Annotated in this window: 16 protein-coding genes; 6 read left to right on the forward strand and 10 right to left on the reverse strand. The window is 64.8% G+C overall.

The genetic code is table 11. The features are described from left to right. Positions 1-219: 219 nt before the first annotated feature. The 6 genes from BSF38_RS23315 (at position 220) to BSF38_RS23340 (ending at position 9,899) form a co-directional block, all read left to right on the forward strand. Positions 220-1,296, forward strand: a complete 1,077-nt coding sequence (locus tag BSF38_RS23315; protein ID WP_237170579.1) for a DUF1559 domain-containing protein — start codon at positions 220-222, stop codon at positions 1,294-1,296. 37 nt (positions 1,297-1,333) lie between these two features. Further along, on the forward strand, positions 1,334-1,573 hold the full coding sequence (locus BSF38_RS30890; RefSeq protein WP_076349512.1) for a hypothetical protein: 240 nt from the start codon (positions 1,334-1,336) through the stop codon (positions 1,571-1,573). Positions 1,574-1,648: 75 nt separating this feature from the next. Next, positions 1,649-3,310, forward strand: coding sequence for a Kelch repeat-containing protein (locus BSF38_RS23325; protein WP_076349513.1), 1,662 nt, complete (start codon positions 1,649-1,651; stop codon positions 3,308-3,310). Positions 3,311-3,925: 615 nt separating this feature from the next. After that, positions 3,926-7,057, forward strand: a complete 3,132-nt coding sequence (locus BSF38_RS23330) for a YbcC family protein (RefSeq protein ID WP_076349514.1) — start codon at positions 3,926-3,928, stop codon at positions 7,055-7,057. Next, complete coding sequence (locus tag BSF38_RS23335; protein WP_076349515.1) at positions 7,054-8,439, forward strand: proton-conducting transporter transmembrane domain-containing protein; 1,386 nt, start codon at positions 7,054-7,056, stop codon at positions 8,437-8,439. Before BSF38_RS23330 ends, BSF38_RS23335 begins: the two co-directional genes overlap by 4 nt. Continuing rightward, positions 8,439-9,899, forward strand: coding sequence for a proton-conducting transporter transmembrane domain-containing protein (locus BSF38_RS23340; protein ID WP_076349516.1), 1,461 nt, complete (start codon positions 8,439-8,441; stop codon positions 9,897-9,899). Before BSF38_RS23335 ends, BSF38_RS23340 begins: the two co-directional genes overlap by 1 nt. 34 nt (positions 9,900-9,933) lie before the next feature. Here the strand turns inward: BSF38_RS23340 and prmC are convergent, their stop codons facing one another. From prmC to BSF38_RS23390, 10 genes are all read right to left on the reverse strand, one after another. Continuing rightward, complete coding sequence (prmC, locus tag BSF38_RS23345) at positions 9,934-10,863, reverse strand: peptide chain release factor N(5)-glutamine methyltransferase (protein WP_083713316.1); 930 nt, start codon at positions 10,861-10,863, stop codon at positions 9,934-9,936. A 29-nt stretch (positions 10,864-10,892) separates the two neighbouring features. Further along, positions 10,893-11,960, reverse strand: a complete 1,068-nt coding sequence (prfA, locus tag BSF38_RS23350; protein WP_076349517.1) for a peptide chain release factor 1 — start codon at positions 11,958-11,960, stop codon at positions 10,893-10,895. Between the two features lie 158 nt (positions 11,961-12,118). Beyond that, on the reverse strand, positions 12,119-12,358 hold the full coding sequence (gene rpmE, locus BSF38_RS23355; protein ID WP_076351354.1) for a 50S ribosomal protein L31: 240 nt from the start codon (positions 12,356-12,358) through the stop codon (positions 12,119-12,121). A 129-nt stretch (positions 12,359-12,487) separates the two neighbouring features. Then, on the reverse strand, positions 12,488-13,054 hold the full coding sequence (locus BSF38_RS23360) for a TlpA family protein disulfide reductase (protein WP_076349518.1): 567 nt from the start codon (positions 13,052-13,054) through the stop codon (positions 12,488-12,490). A gap of 174 nt (positions 13,055-13,228) precedes the next feature. After that, entirely contained in the window at positions 13,229-13,840 is a 612-nt protein-coding gene (locus tag BSF38_RS23365) for a thioredoxin family protein (RefSeq protein WP_076349519.1), read from the reverse strand. A 380-nt stretch (positions 13,841-14,220) separates the two neighbouring features. After that, positions 14,221-14,991, reverse strand: coding sequence for a ThuA domain-containing protein (locus BSF38_RS23370; protein WP_076349520.1), 771 nt, complete (start codon positions 14,989-14,991; stop codon positions 14,221-14,223). 338 nt (positions 14,992-15,329) lie between these two features. Continuing rightward, positions 15,330-16,016, reverse strand: a complete 687-nt coding sequence (locus BSF38_RS23375) for a hypothetical protein (RefSeq protein WP_237170580.1) — start codon at positions 16,014-16,016, stop codon at positions 15,330-15,332. A gap of 25 nt (positions 16,017-16,041) precedes the next feature. Then, positions 16,042-16,563 (reverse strand): DUF2752 domain-containing protein, encoded by a 522-nt coding sequence (locus BSF38_RS23380; RefSeq protein ID WP_338044210.1) that lies wholly within the window; start codon positions 16,561-16,563, stop codon positions 16,042-16,044. A 105-nt stretch (positions 16,564-16,668) separates the two neighbouring features. Next, complete coding sequence (locus BSF38_RS23385; RefSeq protein ID WP_076349523.1) at positions 16,669-17,334, reverse strand: lysophospholipid acyltransferase family protein; 666 nt, start codon at positions 17,332-17,334, stop codon at positions 16,669-16,671. Between the two features lie 104 nt (positions 17,335-17,438). After that, a complete protein-coding gene (locus BSF38_RS23390) occupies positions 17,439-18,398 on the reverse strand; it encodes an ABC transporter permease (protein ID WP_076349524.1) in 960 nt (319 codons plus the stop codon). Positions 18,399-18,432 lie beyond the last annotated feature (34 nt).

Genomic DNA, 18,432 nt, shown 5'->3' on the forward strand with positions numbered 1-18,432 from the left:
AGTCTGGCGATGAGACTGAATCTCAGTCGCAATGTAATGGGCCAGCCTTCCGCCTCAACCCACGACGAAGAAACCCCGTCCGCCACGGCTTGGGGGCCCTTTAGGGGGCCATGGCCATGCCGAGCAGAGGGTTTGTTCGGACGCGACTCCTGAATCTCACCGTTGACACTTGAACTCAGTGTCAACTTCCTGCCGAGCCACTGACCGGAGATTCCTCCCGTGAAACGAAATCTACGCTCAACCGGCGGCTTCACCTTGATCGAGCTGTTGGTGGTCATCGCGATCATCGCGGTGTTGATCTCTTTGCTTCTACCCGCCGTTCAGTCGGCCCGCGAGGCCGCCCGACGCATCCAGTGCACCAATAACTTGAAGCAGCTCGGCCTGGCGCTTCACAACTACGTCGACTCGGTCAACTCTCTGCCCCCGGCCTCGCAGGGGGGCTACGGCTATGTTTATATGAATTACACGGGGTACAGCTTCTTGCTGCCCTATATCGAGCAGACGAACGGCTACAACGTCTTCAATTTCAGTTTGAACACCGGCGGGTCGCTCCCGATACAGGGGTGGTCGCAGTGGGGCAACAGCACCGCCTTCACTCTCCAGTTCGGCATGTTCCTCTGCCCGTCGAATCGTGCGGTGGGTGAAGTCGGCACGACGACGAGCGACGGTTGGTCGGTCGAGAAGGCGGCCGTGACCGATTACCTTTTCAACGGCGGCGCCGGACGGTTCGTGGTTCGCGGGTACGGCGAAACCAACCGCATGGGGCCGTTCGGTTTCGACTCGGCCACGCGACTGGCCGAATTCCAGGACGGCGCCAGCAACACATTTCTGATGGGCGAGGCGGCCGGCGGCAACGCTCGCAACAAATTCTACGCTTCCGGCACCACGACGCGGGTCTGCCTGCCTTTGGCGGCGGCCTATCCGACGGTTCCCGTCTACTACGACAACTTGATGTTCATGGCCTACGGTCGCTCGCGGACGTGGACGCGAGGTGGGGTGACGGCTCGGATCATCGGCGGCCTCATCGCCCGGACCGTCGATTCGGTCGGCACCGCCTACGCGCTCAACGATTGCGGCGCCGCATCCACTACCGACCTGTTCGATCTACCCCCCGGCGCCGCGTATCCGCTTCCCGGTCAGGCCTTGCCGAATTTCCGGTCGGCCCACCCCGGTGCGACCAACTTCCTGTTCGGCGACGGCACCGTTCGCACCATCAAGGACTCGATCGCCCCGAGCGTGTACCAGGCGCTTTCCACCATGAACGCCGGCGAAGTCGTCTCTTCCGACGCGTTCTAATCGTGGCCATCGGGATCTATAGAGGAGTCCGAAGTTCATGACACTGAAGACCTTGACGAGACTTCTTGCGATCCTCCTGGCGCTCTCCGCCGCCAGGGCGGCGTCCGGATGCGGCGGTGGCGGCGTGTCCCCCCCCTCGAGTCCGGTGGTCAGCGCCGACTCGGAGGAGGGCAAGCAGGCCCAGGCCGCGGACGAGGCCCTGCGGAAGCTTCGTCGCGAGCAAGAAGCCAAGGCGGCCTCCCGCAAACGCGGCCTCAAACTGCCGGCCGAAGGCTGAGCGCGACACCTCGAATCAACCCGACCCCTTCGACATCAACCTGATTTCCCTCCGTTCTCTAGCGAGCCAACTTTCATGACATCCGTTCGATCGAAAGCACTCCTCGGCGCCGCCCTGGCGACCGCGTTGATTCTGCCTCAAGCCGCCTGGGCCCACTTCATCTGGATCAAGGTCGAGTCCGCCGGAAAAGCCGGCGAGTCGAAGATCCAGGCCTTCTTCAATGAAGATCCGGAGCCCGATTCGAAGTTCGTCAAGTACGTCACCGACCTTCGAATCACGGTCGACGGCCAGACGACGCCCTCCGAGCTGACCGAAGCCACGCGTGACGCCTACTGGGCCGGCAACCCGCCGACCCTGGTCGACGCCGAGCGCGACCTGGGCGTGAAGACCAAGGGGGACAAGACCTACCACCTCTACTACACGGCCCGCGCTCAGACCGAGCCGGTCGGCGAGAAGGTCAAGGAGCACGGCGACAAGCTCCGCGTTCGCCTGGTCAAGACCGACGGCAAGCCCCAGATCGAGGTCCTGTTCAACGGCAAGCCGGTGGACAAGGCTCGAATCAAGGTCTACCCCGCCGCCGGCGAGTCGACCGAGCTGCCCACCGACGAGAAGGGCCGCGCCGTCGTCGAGAATTTCGAGCAGGGCAAGACGGCTCTGTGGGCCAACTTCATCGATCGGACGCCGGGCGAGAAGGACGGCAAGGCGTACGCCGAGACCCGCTACTACGCGACGCTCACGTTCACGCCCGCCGAGAAGGCGCTCGGCGGACAGTCGGCGGTCAAGGCGACGACGTTCGCCACGATCCCCGCTCCGGCCGTCAACAGCTTCGGCGGCGCCGTGCTCGGCAAGTGGCTCTACGTCTATGGCGGCCACGTCGGCAAGACTCACAGCTACAGCGAGGAGACGACGGCCAAGCACTTCCGCCGTCTGAACCTGGAAGATCGGAAGACCTGGGAAGAACTTCCGCTCCAGCAGGATCTCCAGGGGCTCGCCCTGGTCTCCGACGGCAAGTCGCTCTACCGGATCGGCGGCATGGTCGCCAAGAACAAGACGGGTGAGGAGCACGACCTTCACTCGGTCGCCGATTTCTCCCGGTTCGACCCCGAAACCAAGAGCTGGACCGCGCTCGCGCCGCTCCCCGAACCGCGCTCGACGCACGACGCCATCGTGGTCGGCCGCACGGTCTACGTCGCGGGCGGATGGCACATGAAAGGCGAGTCCGACGAGTCGGTTTTCCTCGATTCGGCGGTCGCTTTCAACCTCGATAAGCCGGAAGACGGCTGGAAGACGATCGCTCAGCCCTTCAAGCGCCGGGCGCTCTCCGTCGCCAGTCACGGCGGCCGTCTCTATGTTCTGGGCGGGCTCGTCGGCGGCGGCATGACGGTCGACCGTCGGGTCGACGTCTACGACCCGGCGTCCGGCGCCTGGTCGCGCGGGCCCGAACTCCCCGGCGGCGGACGGACCGAAGGTTTCGGAACCTCGGCTTTCGACATCGCCGGTCGGCTCTATTACAGCGGCTCGTCCGGACGGATCTACCGCCTCGACGACGCCGGCGACAAATGGGAAGCCGTCGGCGCCTGGGCCCTCCCGCGCCTGACTCACCGGCTGCTGCCCGGCCCCGACGATTCGATCCTCGCGGTCGGCGGCGCCTCCAAGGCGTCGAGCCAGACGGCGGAAATCGAGATCGTCCACGTCCGAACGCCGGTCAAGCCGACCACCGCATCGGCCGGCGAGTAAAGACGTTCAGACCGAACGTCCTCGCTGTTCGCCTCCAATCCAACCACGATGCCGCGAGGCTCCAGCGGCGTCTCGGCGACTCTCTCCAAACAGAGGCGCCGAGACGCCGCCGGGGCTTCGCGGCTTTCGACGTTTGGGCCGAAGCGCGGCGCAGACGCCATCGCGAAATGTCGATGTGTTGCATGGATCAATGAAGTCCGGAACCGCATTGACAGCGATGACGTTTACGTTGAAGATATTTAATGTAAAAATCGTCCGAGGCTCAGTTCCCTCCCATTGGACTCGGACCGTCGATTTCCCCCTGACTCGACGCGTCGAGCTGTTTTCGACTCGGGTGAAGCCCTTGGTCCGCGTGGGACCAGACGAATTTGAAGTTTCTCGTCTGGTCGGCGGTGCCGGTTTGGAGGCCGTCCAATCGCGGTTTCGTTTCGACCGTCGACTCACGTGCTTTCGACTGTTTTCGTGGTCTTACGAACTTCTCGACATGCGGACGTGCGCCCGGGCGCGTATCGAGCATGAATCAGCGGAGGCGCTGCACGGTTGGACCTCCGTGGAATAATTCGATATAGCGATTCGCCAATGGCTCAGGTCTCAGGGATTCGGGGCGCACCTTCCGTGAATGACACAAGCGTCAGCGAAGCACTCGTTCGTACCACTTCCGACGAATCCACGAATTTCCGCGATCTTGAACACCAGATCGAACACGCGTCCCACTATTTGCCGTCGCAAGGGCCCATCACCGTCTTCGTGCATCACAACACGCTGCACGCTTTCGAAGAAGACACGTTCGATGTGGCGGTTCGAAAAGGGGCGACGACCTACGGGTGTCATCCCTATCCGCCCGAGGAGTCGTTTCGACGCGAGCTGGCGCGCGGTCGGATCACACCCGACGACCTGGCCTCGGTGCTGATCGACGACCTCGGCGATCAGGCCGACCAGTTGATCGGTTTCATGGGGACGCGATACCACCTCCGCCTCGCCATGCTCGAGCATCCGCTCCGGCTCGGCACCGACGCGGAGCTGCACTGGTTGATCGTCGAGTCCGACGCGCTCCGTCGGTTCCGAAGCGAAACGTCGCCCGACGTTCGGCTCCAGCTCGTCGACCACACCCGGCACTGGGTCATGAGAGAGTATCTGACGCAGTCGCCCCAATCGGCTGATGAGAGTCGTCAGCTCGTCGACTCCTTGATCGCGAAGTTCGGCGCCTCGAAGTCGGAAAACTGGTCGACCGAGCGTTGGGAAGCCTTCACGCTCACGCTGCTCTGGCGAATCTGCCGCAACGGCGTCCAGTCCGCGAAGCAGCCGGTCTCGCCGCCGCCCCCTCTCCGCCACCGAGATCTTCTGCTCCAGGCTTCGGGGCAAGACACCGACCTGCTGGCCCACGAGGTGCTGATTCGCTTCTGCGGGGCCTTCCTCGATCAGGGGTTTGGCGCGTGGCCCCTACCGAATCGGGACGATGGCTTCTATCGGGCTTTCCTCGACCTGTACGGCGATTCCCGCCCCGTCCTCGAGTGGTTGGCTCCCTTGCCCGAGGAGCTGCGAAGAATCGAGCGAGCCGGACTCTCGCCGCTGGGGTCCATCGCCGAGTCGCTGGATCTCCTGGGTGTCCCGGAGTCGGATCGCGAGGAATACATCACGCAGACGCTGATCGCCCTGCGCGGCTGGGCCGGCATGCTCAGGCAGATGGAGACGAACGCGGAATGGACTGTCCGCCCCGCGCCGGCGGGGACGCTTACGGAATTCCTGGCCGTGCGACTGATCCTCGAGCGGCTGGCCCTGCGATGGGCGGGTCGCGAAGTTCTTCAGAAGGACGTCGACCTGCGTGAAATGCGGGGAGAGCTGACCCCCCTTCTTCCTCCACCGCAACGGTCGAGCGCCGATCAGCGAGCTTATCTCGTGTTCCAGTTGGCGCAACTTCGAGGCTGGAGCCCCGCCGAGCTGACTCGTCTCTCGAAGACCGAGTGGGCGCGGCTCGTCGCCGAGATCGAGTCGTTCGGCAGCTTCGATCGCCGACGCATCTATCATCTGGCGTACGAACGGCGCTACTACCACCAGGTCTTCAACGCGCTCATCACGCACCCGAACTCGACCGTTGGATCGGTGACCGGCGTCGAGGCCGCGGCCAGACCCGCCTTCCAGACCGTCCACTGCCTCGACGACCGGGAAGAGTCGCTTCGCCGCCACCTGGAAGAGGTCGACCCCGATTGCGAGACGTTCGGCGTGGCCGGCTTCTACGGCGTCGCGATGTACTATCGCGGGGTCGCCGAGGCGCACTACCGTCCCCTTTGCCCGGTCAATATCAAGCCGACCCACTACGTCCGCGAAGTCCCCTTACGCTCGTTGGGCGACGCCAGCCGGTTTCAGGAGTTGGTGCGACGCTGGATCGGCCGGACTTCGCATCGCCTGCATATCGGATCTCGGAGCTTCGTCGGCGGCTTCCTGACGGGATTGCTCGGTTCCCTGGCGACGGTCCCGTTGGTCATGCGCGTCCTGCTGCCAAGAAGGACCGCGCGACTGAGGCGGTTCTTGAGCCGGATCATGACGCCGCCGCTGACTCAGCTCACCCTGGAACAATGCAAACAGGTGGACGATCCCGGGAACGGGCGGCTTGGATACTCCCTCGGGGAAAGGACCGCGATCGTCGACGGCTTGCTCCGAGGTTGCGGCATGACGGCTGGGTTCGCGCCTCTCGTCATCGTTGCAGGCCACGGTTCGTCGAGCCTCAACAACCCCCAGGCGGCGGCTTATGACTGCGGCGCCTGTGGCGGAGCTCGCGGCGGGCCGAATGCCCGCGCCTTCGCCGAGATGGCGAACGACCCGCGCGTGCGGCAGGGACTCGCCCAGACCGGCCTGGTGATTCCCGACGACGTGCACTTCGTCGGCGCCTACCACAATACGTGCAGCGACGGTTTCGATTGGTTCGATCTCGATCGCCTGCCATCGTCGCATGAGGAGAACCTCAAGAGGGCGACGAACGCCCTTGAGGAAGCTCGCCGACGGGATGCGCACGAACGATGCCGGAGGTTCCAGTCGGCCCCGCTGACTTTGACGGTCGACGAGGCTCTCCGCCATGTGGAGGGACGGGCCGAAGACCTCTCGCAGACCCGAGCGGAATGCGGCCATGCCACGAACGCCTTCACGTTCGTCGGGCGTCGCTCGCGGACACGCGGGCTGTTCATGGATCGCCGGGCCTTCCTCACCTCGTACGACGCATCGCAGGACGATGCTCAGGGCACGATCCTCAGGGGCTTGATGCGCGCCGTCGTTCCGGTCTGCGGAGGCATCAGCCTGGAGTACTACTTCTCCCGAGTGGATCCGACGGGTTACGGCTGTGGGACGAAGCTGCCGCACAACGTGACCGCCCTCCTGGGCGTGATGGATGGGGCGGCCAGCGACCTTCGCCCGGGGCTTCCCTGGCAGATGGTCGAGCTTCACGAGCCGATGCGGATGCTGTTCATCGTGGAGACGACGCCCGAGATCCTCGCCGCGTTGATCGCCGCCGACCCGAACGTCGAACGCCTCGTCCGTAACGGCTGGGTCCACATGGCGACCCTCGATTACGATTCTCCGACCATACGCGTCTACCGAGACGGCCGGTTTCAATGTTACGACGGTCCGATCGAGAGCCTGCCGACGTCGCCTTCGTCGTCCGCGTGGTATCGAGGCTGGCGCGATTACTTGGGGTTCGCCTCGATTCTTCCCAGCTCGGCGCCGAAAGCCCGGAACGACCAGGAGCCTCGATCATGAATCCGTGGATTTTCGACGTGCTCGGGCTCGCCGCGATCGGGGCGCCGGCGCTGCTGTTGAGCGTATTCGGCCTCGCGAGTCTGGCGTCGCGCCCTCTGAGCGAAGAGGCCATAGCGCGTTGGACCGCCTCTTGCGTTTGCTGCGGCCTGTTCGCGGTCGTCACGATGTTCTCAATCATGCTCTGGACGGGACTTCGGTACGTCCCCGTCGAGATCGGCGACTGGGTCGCCCTTCCCGAGGAGAGCTTCCGGTTTCAGCTCAAGTTCGTCTTCGACCGTCTCTCCATACCCTTCGCCGCGTTGTCGTTCGTGATCGTCGGCGTCGTCGGGGCGTTCGCCAACCGCTACCTGCACCGTGAGCCGGGCTACCGTCGATTCTTCCTGTATTTCGCGGTGTTCTTGCTAGGCATGATCGTCGCGGCCTTGGCCGGCACGATCGAGACGTTGTTCCTTGGTTGGGAACTGGTCGGGCTGTCGTCGGCCCTGCTCGTGGCGTTCTTCCACGAGCGGCCCGCCCCGGTCTTCAACGCGCAGCGGATCTGGTCGGTCTACCGGATTTCGGACGCGGCGTTCTTGATCGCGGCCTTGATGCTCCATCACGTCACGGGTTCGGGCGACTTCGCCGTTCTGACGGGATCAGGGCCCTGGCCGCACGGCGAGGCGGCGCTCACGTCGGCCCAGGCGCTGGGAGTGGGGCTCTTGCTCCTGATCGCTGCGGCGGGCAAGTCGGGCTTGATCCCGTTCTCGGGTTGGCTGCCTCGGGCGATGGAAGGACCGACGCCGTCGAGCGCCGCCTTCTACGGCGCGCTCTCGGTACACCTCGGGGTTTATTTGCTGCTCCGCGTCAGCCCGATCCTGGAGTTGTCGACGTTGTTGTGCATCGCGGTCGTGGCGATCGGCCTGGCGTCTGCCGCCTTCGGAGTGATCGCCGGCCGGGTGCAGACCGACGTGAAATGCGCGCTGGCTTATGCGTCGCTGACTCAGGTCGGGATCATCACGGCGGAGATCGGCCTGGGCTTTCGCTACCTGCCGTTGATCCACATCATTGGCCACGTGTGCCAGCGCACGCTTCAGTTGCTTCGCTCGCCCTCGCTACTTCACGACTACCACCAGCTCGAGAACGCGATCGGCGGCCATCTGCATTACGACGACAGCCTCTCAAGGCGCTGGCTTTCGGCCGCGACGCGGAAGAGGCTCTACCGGATCGGACTGGACCGGGGTCAGCTCGACGGTGGGCTCGACCGTTTCATCGTTCGCCCGTTCATGAGGGGATTCCGGTGGTGCGACCGGATGGAGCGACGTTGGACCGATCTACTTACGGGGCGAATCTCGCGCGAGTCGGACCACGTCGCGTCCGTCGCGCCGACGGCTGAGGAGTTGTGATGAACGTGCTTCGCCTTCCCTGGCTCGAGCTGGGAGTTTTCATCCCGCTGATCGGCGCCTTGTGGGTCCGATTCCGAAGCGATCCCGACGACGCGCGCCGGCACGGTTTGATCGTCGCGGGTCTGACTCTCGTGTGCATGATCGGCGGCTGGGTCGACTTCGAATCGCTCCAGACGAACGACGCTCGGGATTCGTGGAGCCCGCTGGCGTACTTGTTCGGCCGCAACGTTTTCGTGGTCGACGAGTTGAGCGCGCCGTTGCTGGCGCTGACCGCTCTGCTCTATTTCCTGACGATCCTCTCGACGATGCGGGCCAAGGCTCGCGTGTTCTCCTTCGAGCGGTCGTTGACGTCGGAGGCGATCCTGCTGGCCACCTTCGCCTGCGCGATCCCCTGGGGCCTGGTGGCGCTGCTGGCTCTCGGCACGGTTCCTCCCTATTTGGAGCTTCGCCAAAACAAGAAGCCGACCCGCGTCTACCTCGCCCACATGGGCCTGTTCATTCTGCTGCTGGTCCTCGGCGAGATCGCCGTCGAGCGGACGGCCTCGTCGTCAGAGCAATCGCTCATCGCGATCCTCTTGTTGACGGCCGCCGTCCTGGTGCGGAGCGGCGTCGTTCCGGTCCATTGCTGGATGACCGACCTCTTCGAGCACGCGAGCCTGGGCACCGCGATCCTGTTCGTCACGCCGATGGTCGGGGTCTACGGCGTCGCCCGGATCATCCTGCCCGTGGCGCCGCAGTGGGCTCTCCAGGCGATCTCGATGATATCCCTCTTCACGGCCCTGTATGCGGCCGGGATGGCTCTGGTCCAACGCGAGGCGCGTCGCTTCTTCTGTTACCTGTTCCTGAGCCATTCTTCACTGGTGCTCGTCGGCATCGAGACCGCCGTGCCCGTGGGGCTCACCGGCTCGCTCAGCCTCTGGCTTTCCGTCGCGCTGTCCATGACCGGGTTCGGCCTGGCGTTGCGTTGCGTCGAGTCGCGCGTGGGCCGCATCCTGCTGACGGAGTTTCACGGCTTGTACGAGCAGATCCCGATGATGGCCGGGCTGTTCCTGCTGACGGGGCTGGCCAGTATCGGCTTTCCCGGCACCGTCGGGTTCGTCGGCGTGGAGCTGGTCGTCGAGGGTGCCGTTCAGGCCCTGCCGCTCGTCGCGCCCCTGGTCGTCGTCGTCACGGCGCTCAACGGTCTTGCGGTGATCCAGGCGTATTTCCGGATCTTCACGGGTCGGCCTTATCCCTCGACGATCGATCTTCAGGTTCGCCCTTCCGAACGAGCCTCGGTGCTGATCATTTCCGCCCTCATCCTGGTCGGCGGTCTCTATCCTCAACTCGGCGTCAGCAATCGTTACCGGGCCGCGTTGAAGCTCGTCGGCATGCGGTCGCACGGGGAAGCGCCGACGCCGGCTCACGACCATCGGCCTCCTCAGGTCGGTCTGAACCTGGCGCCCGACGCGCCGCGTTGAGGTTCGTTGCGCGACCCAAGGCGAAGATGTCGCTTCAGTTCCGCACGGCCTGGATGACGCGCGGGTGACCGCGGAGGTCGCGGACCGTCGGCAGCAGGGTGTACTCCGGATGCGCCGCGATCCGGTCGCGGACGTCGGCCTCCTGGGGGGAGCCGATCTCCAGGATGAGATGCCCGCCGGACTTCAGCAGCGGCACGGCGTCGGCGATGAGGCGGGTCACGACGGCGAGTCCGTCGGGGCCGCCGTCGAGCGCGAGCAAGGGCTCGTGATCCCTGACCCCCGCTTCGAGCGCCTCGATCTCGCGGCTCGGAATATAAGGCGGGTTGGAGACGATCACGTCGAACGCGGGCCTGCCGGCGACCGGGGCGAGGAGGTCGCCTTCGAGGAATTCGATCCGCCCGGTGAGATCGTGTCGAGCGGCGTTCTTGCGGGCCTGGTCGAGCGCGTCGCGGGACAGGTCGACGGCGACGAATTCCGCCGCGGGATGATGGTACGCGCAGGCCACGGCCAGGCATCCCGAACCCGTGCCGACGTCGACCGCGCGAACCGACTCGCGCGCCTTCGCGACTTCGAGGAATTCCACGACCACGAATTCGGTCTCGGGACGTGGAATCAGGACCCCGGGCGCGACGTCGAAGCGCAGCGAGTAGAATTCCTTCCGGCCCACGAGGTACGCCACCGGCGCGCCCTCGGCCCGGCGTTTCACCAGCTCTCGATAGCGGTCGCGGGCGCGTTCGCCGACGACGTCCTCGAAGTGGGTGTAAAGCTGGACCCGCTCCCATTCCAGGACCGACGCCAGCATGACCTCGGCGTCGAGCCGCGGGCTCTCCGACCCTCGCCTGCGGAGGTAGTCGGTCGTCCAGGTCAGCAGTCGACCGACCGACCAGGAGTCTTCCGACTTCTCGGCCGCGCCCACGGCGGCCCCAGCGGGCGTCGAGGGGGTTCCGACGTGCGCGTCTCCCATGACTGACTCTCCCTTTCCGCGCGGACGCCTCAGATGTCGCCCAGTTGTTCGCGACGATCGTGGTCGATCAGGGCCTTGGTCAATCCGGCCAAATCCCCCTGGATCACCTGATCCAGGTTGTACAGCGTCAGGCCGATCCGATGGTCGGTCACGCGATTCTGCGGAAAGTTGTATGTGCGTATCCGCTGGGAGCGGTCTCCCGACCCGATCAGGGTCCGGCGCGCCTGGTCGCGCTGGTTCTGGGCGCTTTCGTGGAGCTGGTCGTACAGTCGGGTACGGAGAACCCGGAACGCCTTGGCCTTGTTCTTGTGCTGGCTGCGTTCGTCGCGGCAGTTCACCACGATGCCCGACGGCAGGTGGGTGATCCGCACGCCGCTCTCGGTCTTGTTCTGGTGCTGGCCGCCGGGGCCGCCGGACCGCATCACGTCGATCTGGAGGTCCTCGTTGCGAATCTCGATCTCGACGTCCTCGGGCTCCGGCAAGACGGCCACGGTGGCGGCGGAGGTGTGGATGCGTCCTTGCGTCTCGGTTTGGGGGACCCGCTGAACGCGATGACCGCCGCTCTCGAACTGGAGGCAGCGGAACGCTCCCTCGCCGTTCAGGCTGAACGAGACCTCGCGAAAGCCGCCGAGCTCGGTGGCTTCCATGTCGAGGAGCTCGAACTTCCAGCCCATCGTCTCGGAGTATCGCCGGTACATCTCATACAGGTCGCGGGCGAACAGGGCCGCTTCGTCGCCCCCCGCGCCGGCCCGGATCTCGACGATCATCGCCGCGTGATCCGCGCCCGATTCGCGGTCGTAGAGCAGGTTCCGGAGATTCTCGGCGTCGGTTTCCTGGCGACCGCGGAGGATCGCCAGTTCTCCCTCGGCGTAGGAGCGCATGTCGGCGTCGGACTCGGCGTCGAGCAGGGCTTCGGCTTCCTCGATCTGCTTGCCGAGGTCGAGGTAACGGCCGTAGAGAACCGCCATCTTGGCGATCCGACCACGCTCTTTTGAAAGCGCGGTGACCCGGGAGACGTCGGCCGTGACGGCCGGATCGAGCAAGGCCTGCTCGATTTCGAGGAATCGTCGATAGTCCGCCTGAAGCTTCTCGAACACGAAGGGGGAATCCAGGAGATGAGAGCGTCGAGAACTCGCGAACGCACGGAATCGCGACCCGGCGAAGACTTCGGGACGGCTTCGCCGTGGTCAAAGGAAACGGCCCAGCGGGACGTTTTGGGTCCCGCGGGCCGCTTCATGATCAACCGACGACCGGACTAGACCTTCGCGGGTTCGGCGGTCTTCTTGGCCTTGCCGTAGGTGCCCTGGAACTTCTTGTTGAACTTGTCGACACGGCCCGCGGCGTCGACGAACTTCACCGAGCCGGTGAAGAACGGATGGCACTGCGAGCAGACTTCCACCGAGATCTTCGGCTTGGTGCTGCGCGTGTTGAAGGTGGTGCCGCAACCGCAGGTGACCACGGAGTCAACGTATTTCGGATGAATGGCGTCTTTCATTGCCGTCGTTTCTGTCTGATTGGGAGTGACGACCAGAGCGAATCCGGCGACGATCGACACGAACGAGTCTGCTCGATGATCGCTGGTCGAAGTTTTCATCTTATCACAGGCGAGCGCGGCTTCCCAAGATCAATTCGAAGCCTTGCCGTCGGCCAGTCGCGACGCGACCTCGCGTTCGACCTCTTCATAGGTGAATTGGTTGTTGGGGTCGTCCATCGTGAACCGTTTGACTTCCTTGCCGTCGGGCCCATACAGGAATACGGCTGGGATGGCGCTGATGTTCAACTTGTCGAATCCGTCGCCGGAATCGTCGCTGAGCAAGACGTTGGTGAAGGTCGCCTTCTTCTCTTTGAGAAACTTCTCGGCGTCGGCGACGGCCTTCTCGTCGGTGGGGTCGTCGAGCGAGAGGGAAACGACGGCCAGCCCCTTGGAGCCGTACTTCTTGTGCAACTCGACGAGGTGGGGGAAGTTCTCTTTGCAAGGGCCGCAGTTGGTGGCCCAGGCGTCGACGACCGTCCATTTCGCCTGCGTGTTCGAGGCGATGCGCTTCTGGAAGTCGGACCAGGAGAGACGTTCGAGCTTGACGGAACCCGCGTTCGAATCGTCGGCGCGAGCGGGCGTGAGGTCGTGGCCCGCCGAGGCGAGCAGGCCGGCCAGGGAAACCGCCGCGACGGCTGCATATCGTGGGAGATTCATGCGTTTTCGATCCCTTGGGTCGATGTCCGGGCGGGGAAGTCGCGGCGTCCGACGCGCCCCTTGCGTCGCCGGGCTGCGTCGGCGCTTGCGACCGAATCAAATCGAGCCGCCGAACGAGGGTTCGGCGGCTCGATGCGGTTTACCGTCGTGTGCTCGCGCAAAGGCGAGGCCGGCTCAGCCCTTCTTGAACTGGATGCCGCAACCCTTCGGGGCGGTTTCTTCGACCGCCGGGGTCTTGCCGGCGAGCAAGGCGTCGACGGCGTCGCGCAGGTAGTGCTTGGTGACCTTTTCTTCCTTCATGACGCTGTCGTCCATCGCGCCGATGTAGCGGATGTTGCGATCCTTGTCGAGAACGAAGAAGTGCGGGGTGGCCGAGGCGCCGTACGCCTTGCCGATCGCCTGGCTCTCGTCGTAGCCGTAGACGTAGTTGATCTTCTTCTCGGCGATGTGCTTCTTGATGCCCGGGAGCTTGTCTTCCTGGACGTCGTTGACGCTGACGGCGATCACGCGGACGTTCTTGTCCTTGTAGTCGGCGGTGAAGTCGATGATCCGGTCGTCGGCCGCCTGGACCGCGGGGCAGTGGTTGGCGAGGAACGCGAGGACGACCACATCCTCCTTGATGTCGGACAGCGAGAGGCTGGTTTCCTCGCCGTTGGGAGCCTGGGCCGGGATGCCGGAGAAGGCGGGGGCCTTCTGGCCGATCTTGACGGCCTTGTTGTAGTGCTCGCCCGCGAACGCCGGGATCGCCAACGCGACAACGACCATGCTGAAAAGGACTTTCCGCATCGATGCTCACTCCGTCTGGGGTTTGGGTTCTGGACGGGAGACCTGGGTGGGGCGTCTCCGCGTCGTCAACTCGAACAACCGATCGGTTTCTCAACGAGGAGCTTTGCACCGGCTCGACGAGCCGGTCGATCAGCGCTCATCCGAACATTCAGCTTTCCGTAGAAAGCGTTGAAGCTGGTCACTGAGGCCGGGCGAATCGCTTCATCCCGGTTTTTTTCTGGGCCGACGACTCAACGGCGAAGTTTGACTTCGCTTTTCCTACGAGGTTGGTCTGATTATAAGGGGCGCCCCGCGCCGGTCAACCACTTGGTGGACTTCCGAGACGGCCGACGTCCGCCCGTCGTCGGAGCCAATACGAAGCCCGGCGGCGAATGGTTCGCTCACGATCGATGGGCGCACCAGAAAACCGCGTTGGAGACGATCTGGCGGATCGAGGGGTGAAAGAGGATCGGATAGGATTCGGACCCAGTCCGTAGATACGCGATGCGGCCCTTGTCGACGGACCACGTCAGTCCGCTGCGGACCGTCTCGCCGCGCTCCCAGTTCGAGACGAGCACGACCGACTCGGGCTCGGGGACCGCGAACGGTTCCGAGAACATGTCGCTCTGCGGAATCGTGAATGATCCGATCCCGCGCGCAATCGGATGCTCCGGGGAGCGGACGGTGACGAACTCAGGCTTGCCGTCCTCGCGCCAGCTTCCAGGCTCGCACGGCATGCTGTTCATCAGGCGACGGAACGGCTTGCTGCCGCAGGACGTATACAGGGCCAGCAGACCGAGTTTCCCCGCGCGCACGCGCTCGACCACGGCCTCGACGCGATCGTCGGGAACCTCGTCGTGTCGGTAGCGACCCCACCAGATCAAGACGTCGGTGGCGTCCAGGGCCGAGTCCGAGAGGCCGGCTTCAGGCTGGTCGAGGCTCGCCCGGGCGACCTCCACGTCGGCGGTTCGGCCGAGAGGTCCGGCCAGCGCGCCGTCGATCCCATCGGGGTAGACCGAACGGGCCGCCAGACCTTCGCTCCAGATCCTCACCCGGATCGGCCGCGAAGCCCCTTTCGACGATTGATCGTCCGCCCGAAGCGCGCGGGCGACTGCAATCGTCGGAATCGAATGCATGAGGGTGCGCACGAACGATCGGCGATCGACGTGCATGGGAATTCTCCTCGTGAGCAGTGCTTCGGTCGTCCCCGAGCGAGCGGAGACCGAGACACCAGGGGGAGGGAGGCGAAGGCGGGGCGGAAATTTTGCGGTGGGATGAAGCTCTCGCTGACTTCAAGATGAATCATACAACGCGGATCGGCCGATCTCAACAGGCTTCCATTTGATCGGTGCGGAAATGATGAAGTCGCCCCGGCCGCTGGGGTCACCAGCCGCCGGCGCCGCCCGAGTCCTGGAACGAAGAGGAGGCCGGGGGTCGACGAATCGACCGCCCGGCCTTCCTGGTTCTCGTGGGTTCGTTGCGAGTCATGCGTTAAGGGGACGTCGACGCGTCAGCGCTGATTGAAGCGAACGTCCTGCACGACGTCTTCCTGGGCGTGCTCAATGAAGTGCCATGAGCATTCGTTGGAGACCACCTGGAGCAGCTTGTTCTTGAACGCCGCCTGGCCGATCCCCGAGTCCATCGGAACGGGGCCGCGGACCGGGAAGGTCGTCTCCTGGTAGTCGTCGTACTTCGACAACGACTCCTTGGGTTGATCCTTGAGTTCCTTGCCCTTGCTGTTCTTCGGGTGCGCCAGCTCGAAGGCCTGGATGTGAACCTTGGCGCTCCCCTGAAGGACGTTCAGGTCGCCCGGCTCCTGGATCTGGAACTGCTCGATTTCGAGGAAGATCACGAAGTCGGCCTCGAAGTCGCGAGCGGCGTCGGAGGGGTCGGTCCACTGGGGATGGCCTTCGATCCAGGTCGCCACCTTCTCGGGCTCGACGACGGTGACCTTCTTGGCCTTCCGCAGGTTGCTCGTGAACTGGCGGGCGAGGTCGCGCTCGAGACCTGGAAAGTGAGCCTGCGTGGTCGCGGTCACGTGGGTCAGCACCACGACCTTCTTACCCTTGAGCGAGGGCCCAGGGGCCGGAATCGTGGGCTCGAACGGCTGGAGGAAATAAAAGAAAGGGCGCGGATCGCAACCCGTCAGCGCAATGATCCCTACCAGGGCCGTCGTCAAGACGGCGGCACGTCGCATCCTTGTCATCGTTCGGGGGTTCATCCTACAGCCCCTCCTTCCTTGTTTCGGGGGCGAGCTGGACCGGGCCAGGAACCGGCGCCGCGCCGGTTGGGGCCAGGTAGACCGGACCACCGAGAATTCGCATCAACCAGAACGCCGCACTTACCACGACGATCGACAGAAGCAGCCCCAGCAGGGGCCCTTCGACCGTCCGGAAGCCGATCGGCCTCCGCTTCCATGAGCATAAAATCAACCAGCCGATCAGAGGGACGGAAGAGACCGCCAGCAACGCGCCGGCCGGATTGGAATTCCAGGCCCGATCCAGCCGGCCCCTCGTCGCGTGGGCGACCGCCGTGGTCATTCCACAGGAGGGACAGGGACGACCCGTCATCACCGCGAAGGCGCAAGGACCGAGTCCAAGCTGCCTGTGCGTGCCGAAGCCGCGAGGATCAGGTTCTAAACAACGCGCCACGCCCAGCATGCCTCCCAGGCCGGCCGCCAGTACCAGGAGGAAACACCGGATCGGCTGCTTGAGTGGGGGTTGTTTCAAGGGATGTCGTCGCATCGCAGGCCGAAGACCGGAGTGACCAGCCGCCGAGATGGGATCGCCAGGAAATGCATCCGCAAAGTAGTGGCGACGAGGTTTTCTTGCAAGATCAAAGAGCCCTGGTCAGAGCTTTTCCACCCATTCCTCCGCCTCGACGGTGGCGGCCTGCATCCGCCGCTCGATCTCGATGCGGCATTCTTCCAGCGTCTCGCGATCGGCGTCGGGGGGCACGAAGAGGGGCGCGGGCGTCACGCAGGCGGCCTTGGAGAACGGGCGGGGGACGCAGAAGCGGTCCCAGCTCTTCGCGCGCCAGGGGTTCTGAAAGGCCATCCCCGCTCCCACCACCGGCAGACCGGTCCGGCTCGCCAGATAGGCGATCCCCTGATGAACGTGCCGCCGCGGTCCGCGCGGGCCGTCGGGGGTGACGCAGAGGTTGCCGTGATCGATCCGCACGCTCATCTCACGAAGCGCGCGAGTGCCGCCGCGCGTCGTCGAGCCTCGGACGACGCCGAAGCCCAGTCGTTTGACCACCTGCGTGATCATCTCGCCGTCGCGATGGTCGCTGATGAGGATGTGCATCTCCGGCCAGTTCCAGTAATAGGCCGGAAACAGCATGACCTCGTGAAAGAACGCGTAGATGTACCGCTGGCCGAGCCGACGCGCAACCTCCGGGTCGACGACCGGATCGTCGTATCGGAAGTGAAAATCGAGCGTTCGGCCCAGGCGACGGATCAGGAACGAGCCTGCATGCCCGACGGCCTGGATCAAGAGCGGATGCCGGATCTTCATGCGAACCTCGCCTTCCTTCCGTGGGAAGCGCATCGGCCCGAACGGCCGACGAACGATCCGGAAAGCTAAGCGAAAGCCGGCTTTCCTGCCAGATCATCTGGGGATCAAGCTCGCTCGCTCCGGCGGGCGAGGGCGTCGGCCGCGGCGAACGTGAGGATCACCAGGCCGGTGACGAGCGTCCGGTATTCCTCGGGGAACCCGCTCATCGTGATCTGGGTCCGGAGCGCCTGGAGCAACAGGCAGCCGGCCGCCGCTCCGACCACGCTCCCTCGGCCCCCCTGAAGCGAGACGCCGCCGACCACGCACGCCGCGATCGAATCGAACTCGAAGCCGGTCCCCGTGTCGGCCTTCGAGACCCGCACCCAGGAGAGGTAGAGGACCGTCGCGACGCCCGTCGCCAGGCCGCTGAGGGCGAACGTGGCGACGCGCAGCCGAACCGTGCGGACCCCCGCCAGCCGAGCGGCCTCGGCGTTGCCGCCAAGGGCGTAGATGTGCTGCCCGAACACGCTTCTCCGGAGTGTGATCCACGCCAGCAAGGTGACCACAAGGAAGATCAGACCGCGATAAGGCAAGTACGTGTCGCCCATCCTCATCTTGATCTTGAAACCGGCGTCGATCGCCTGGAAGACCCGGATGTTGGCGAACGGCTGGCCGCCGAGGGCGATGAACGCGGCCCCTCGATAAATCAGGAGGCTGCTGAGCGTCGTGACGAACGGATTGGTCCGCACCACCGCCACGAAGAAGCCGTTGAGCGCGCCCAGCGCGAGGCCCACGGCCAGGGCCGCCGCCATGCAGGCCGGGCCGGAGCCGGTCCACTGGGCCAGGTGAGCCACCACGGCCGCCGTCAGCGCGAGCATCGCTCCTTGCGAGAGATCGAACCCGCCGCCGATCAAAACGAACGTCTGGCCGATCGCCAGCACGCCGACGATGCTCGCCTGCGTCAGGATGCTCGCCAGCGTGCCCGGCGTGAAGAAGCGGTCGGTGCGCAGCATCAAGACGAGCGCGGCTGAGATCAGGAGGATCTGGGGAAGGCGAGTGAGTAACGGGCGGAGCTGGGAGGGCATGTCGGGTTTCCTGGAGGGCGTGTGCTGAGGGGAA

It is taken from the genome of Paludisphaera borealis, from assembly GCF_001956985.1.
GTDB classification, from domain to species: domain Bacteria; phylum Planctomycetota; class Planctomycetia; order Isosphaerales; family Isosphaeraceae; genus Paludisphaera; species Paludisphaera borealis.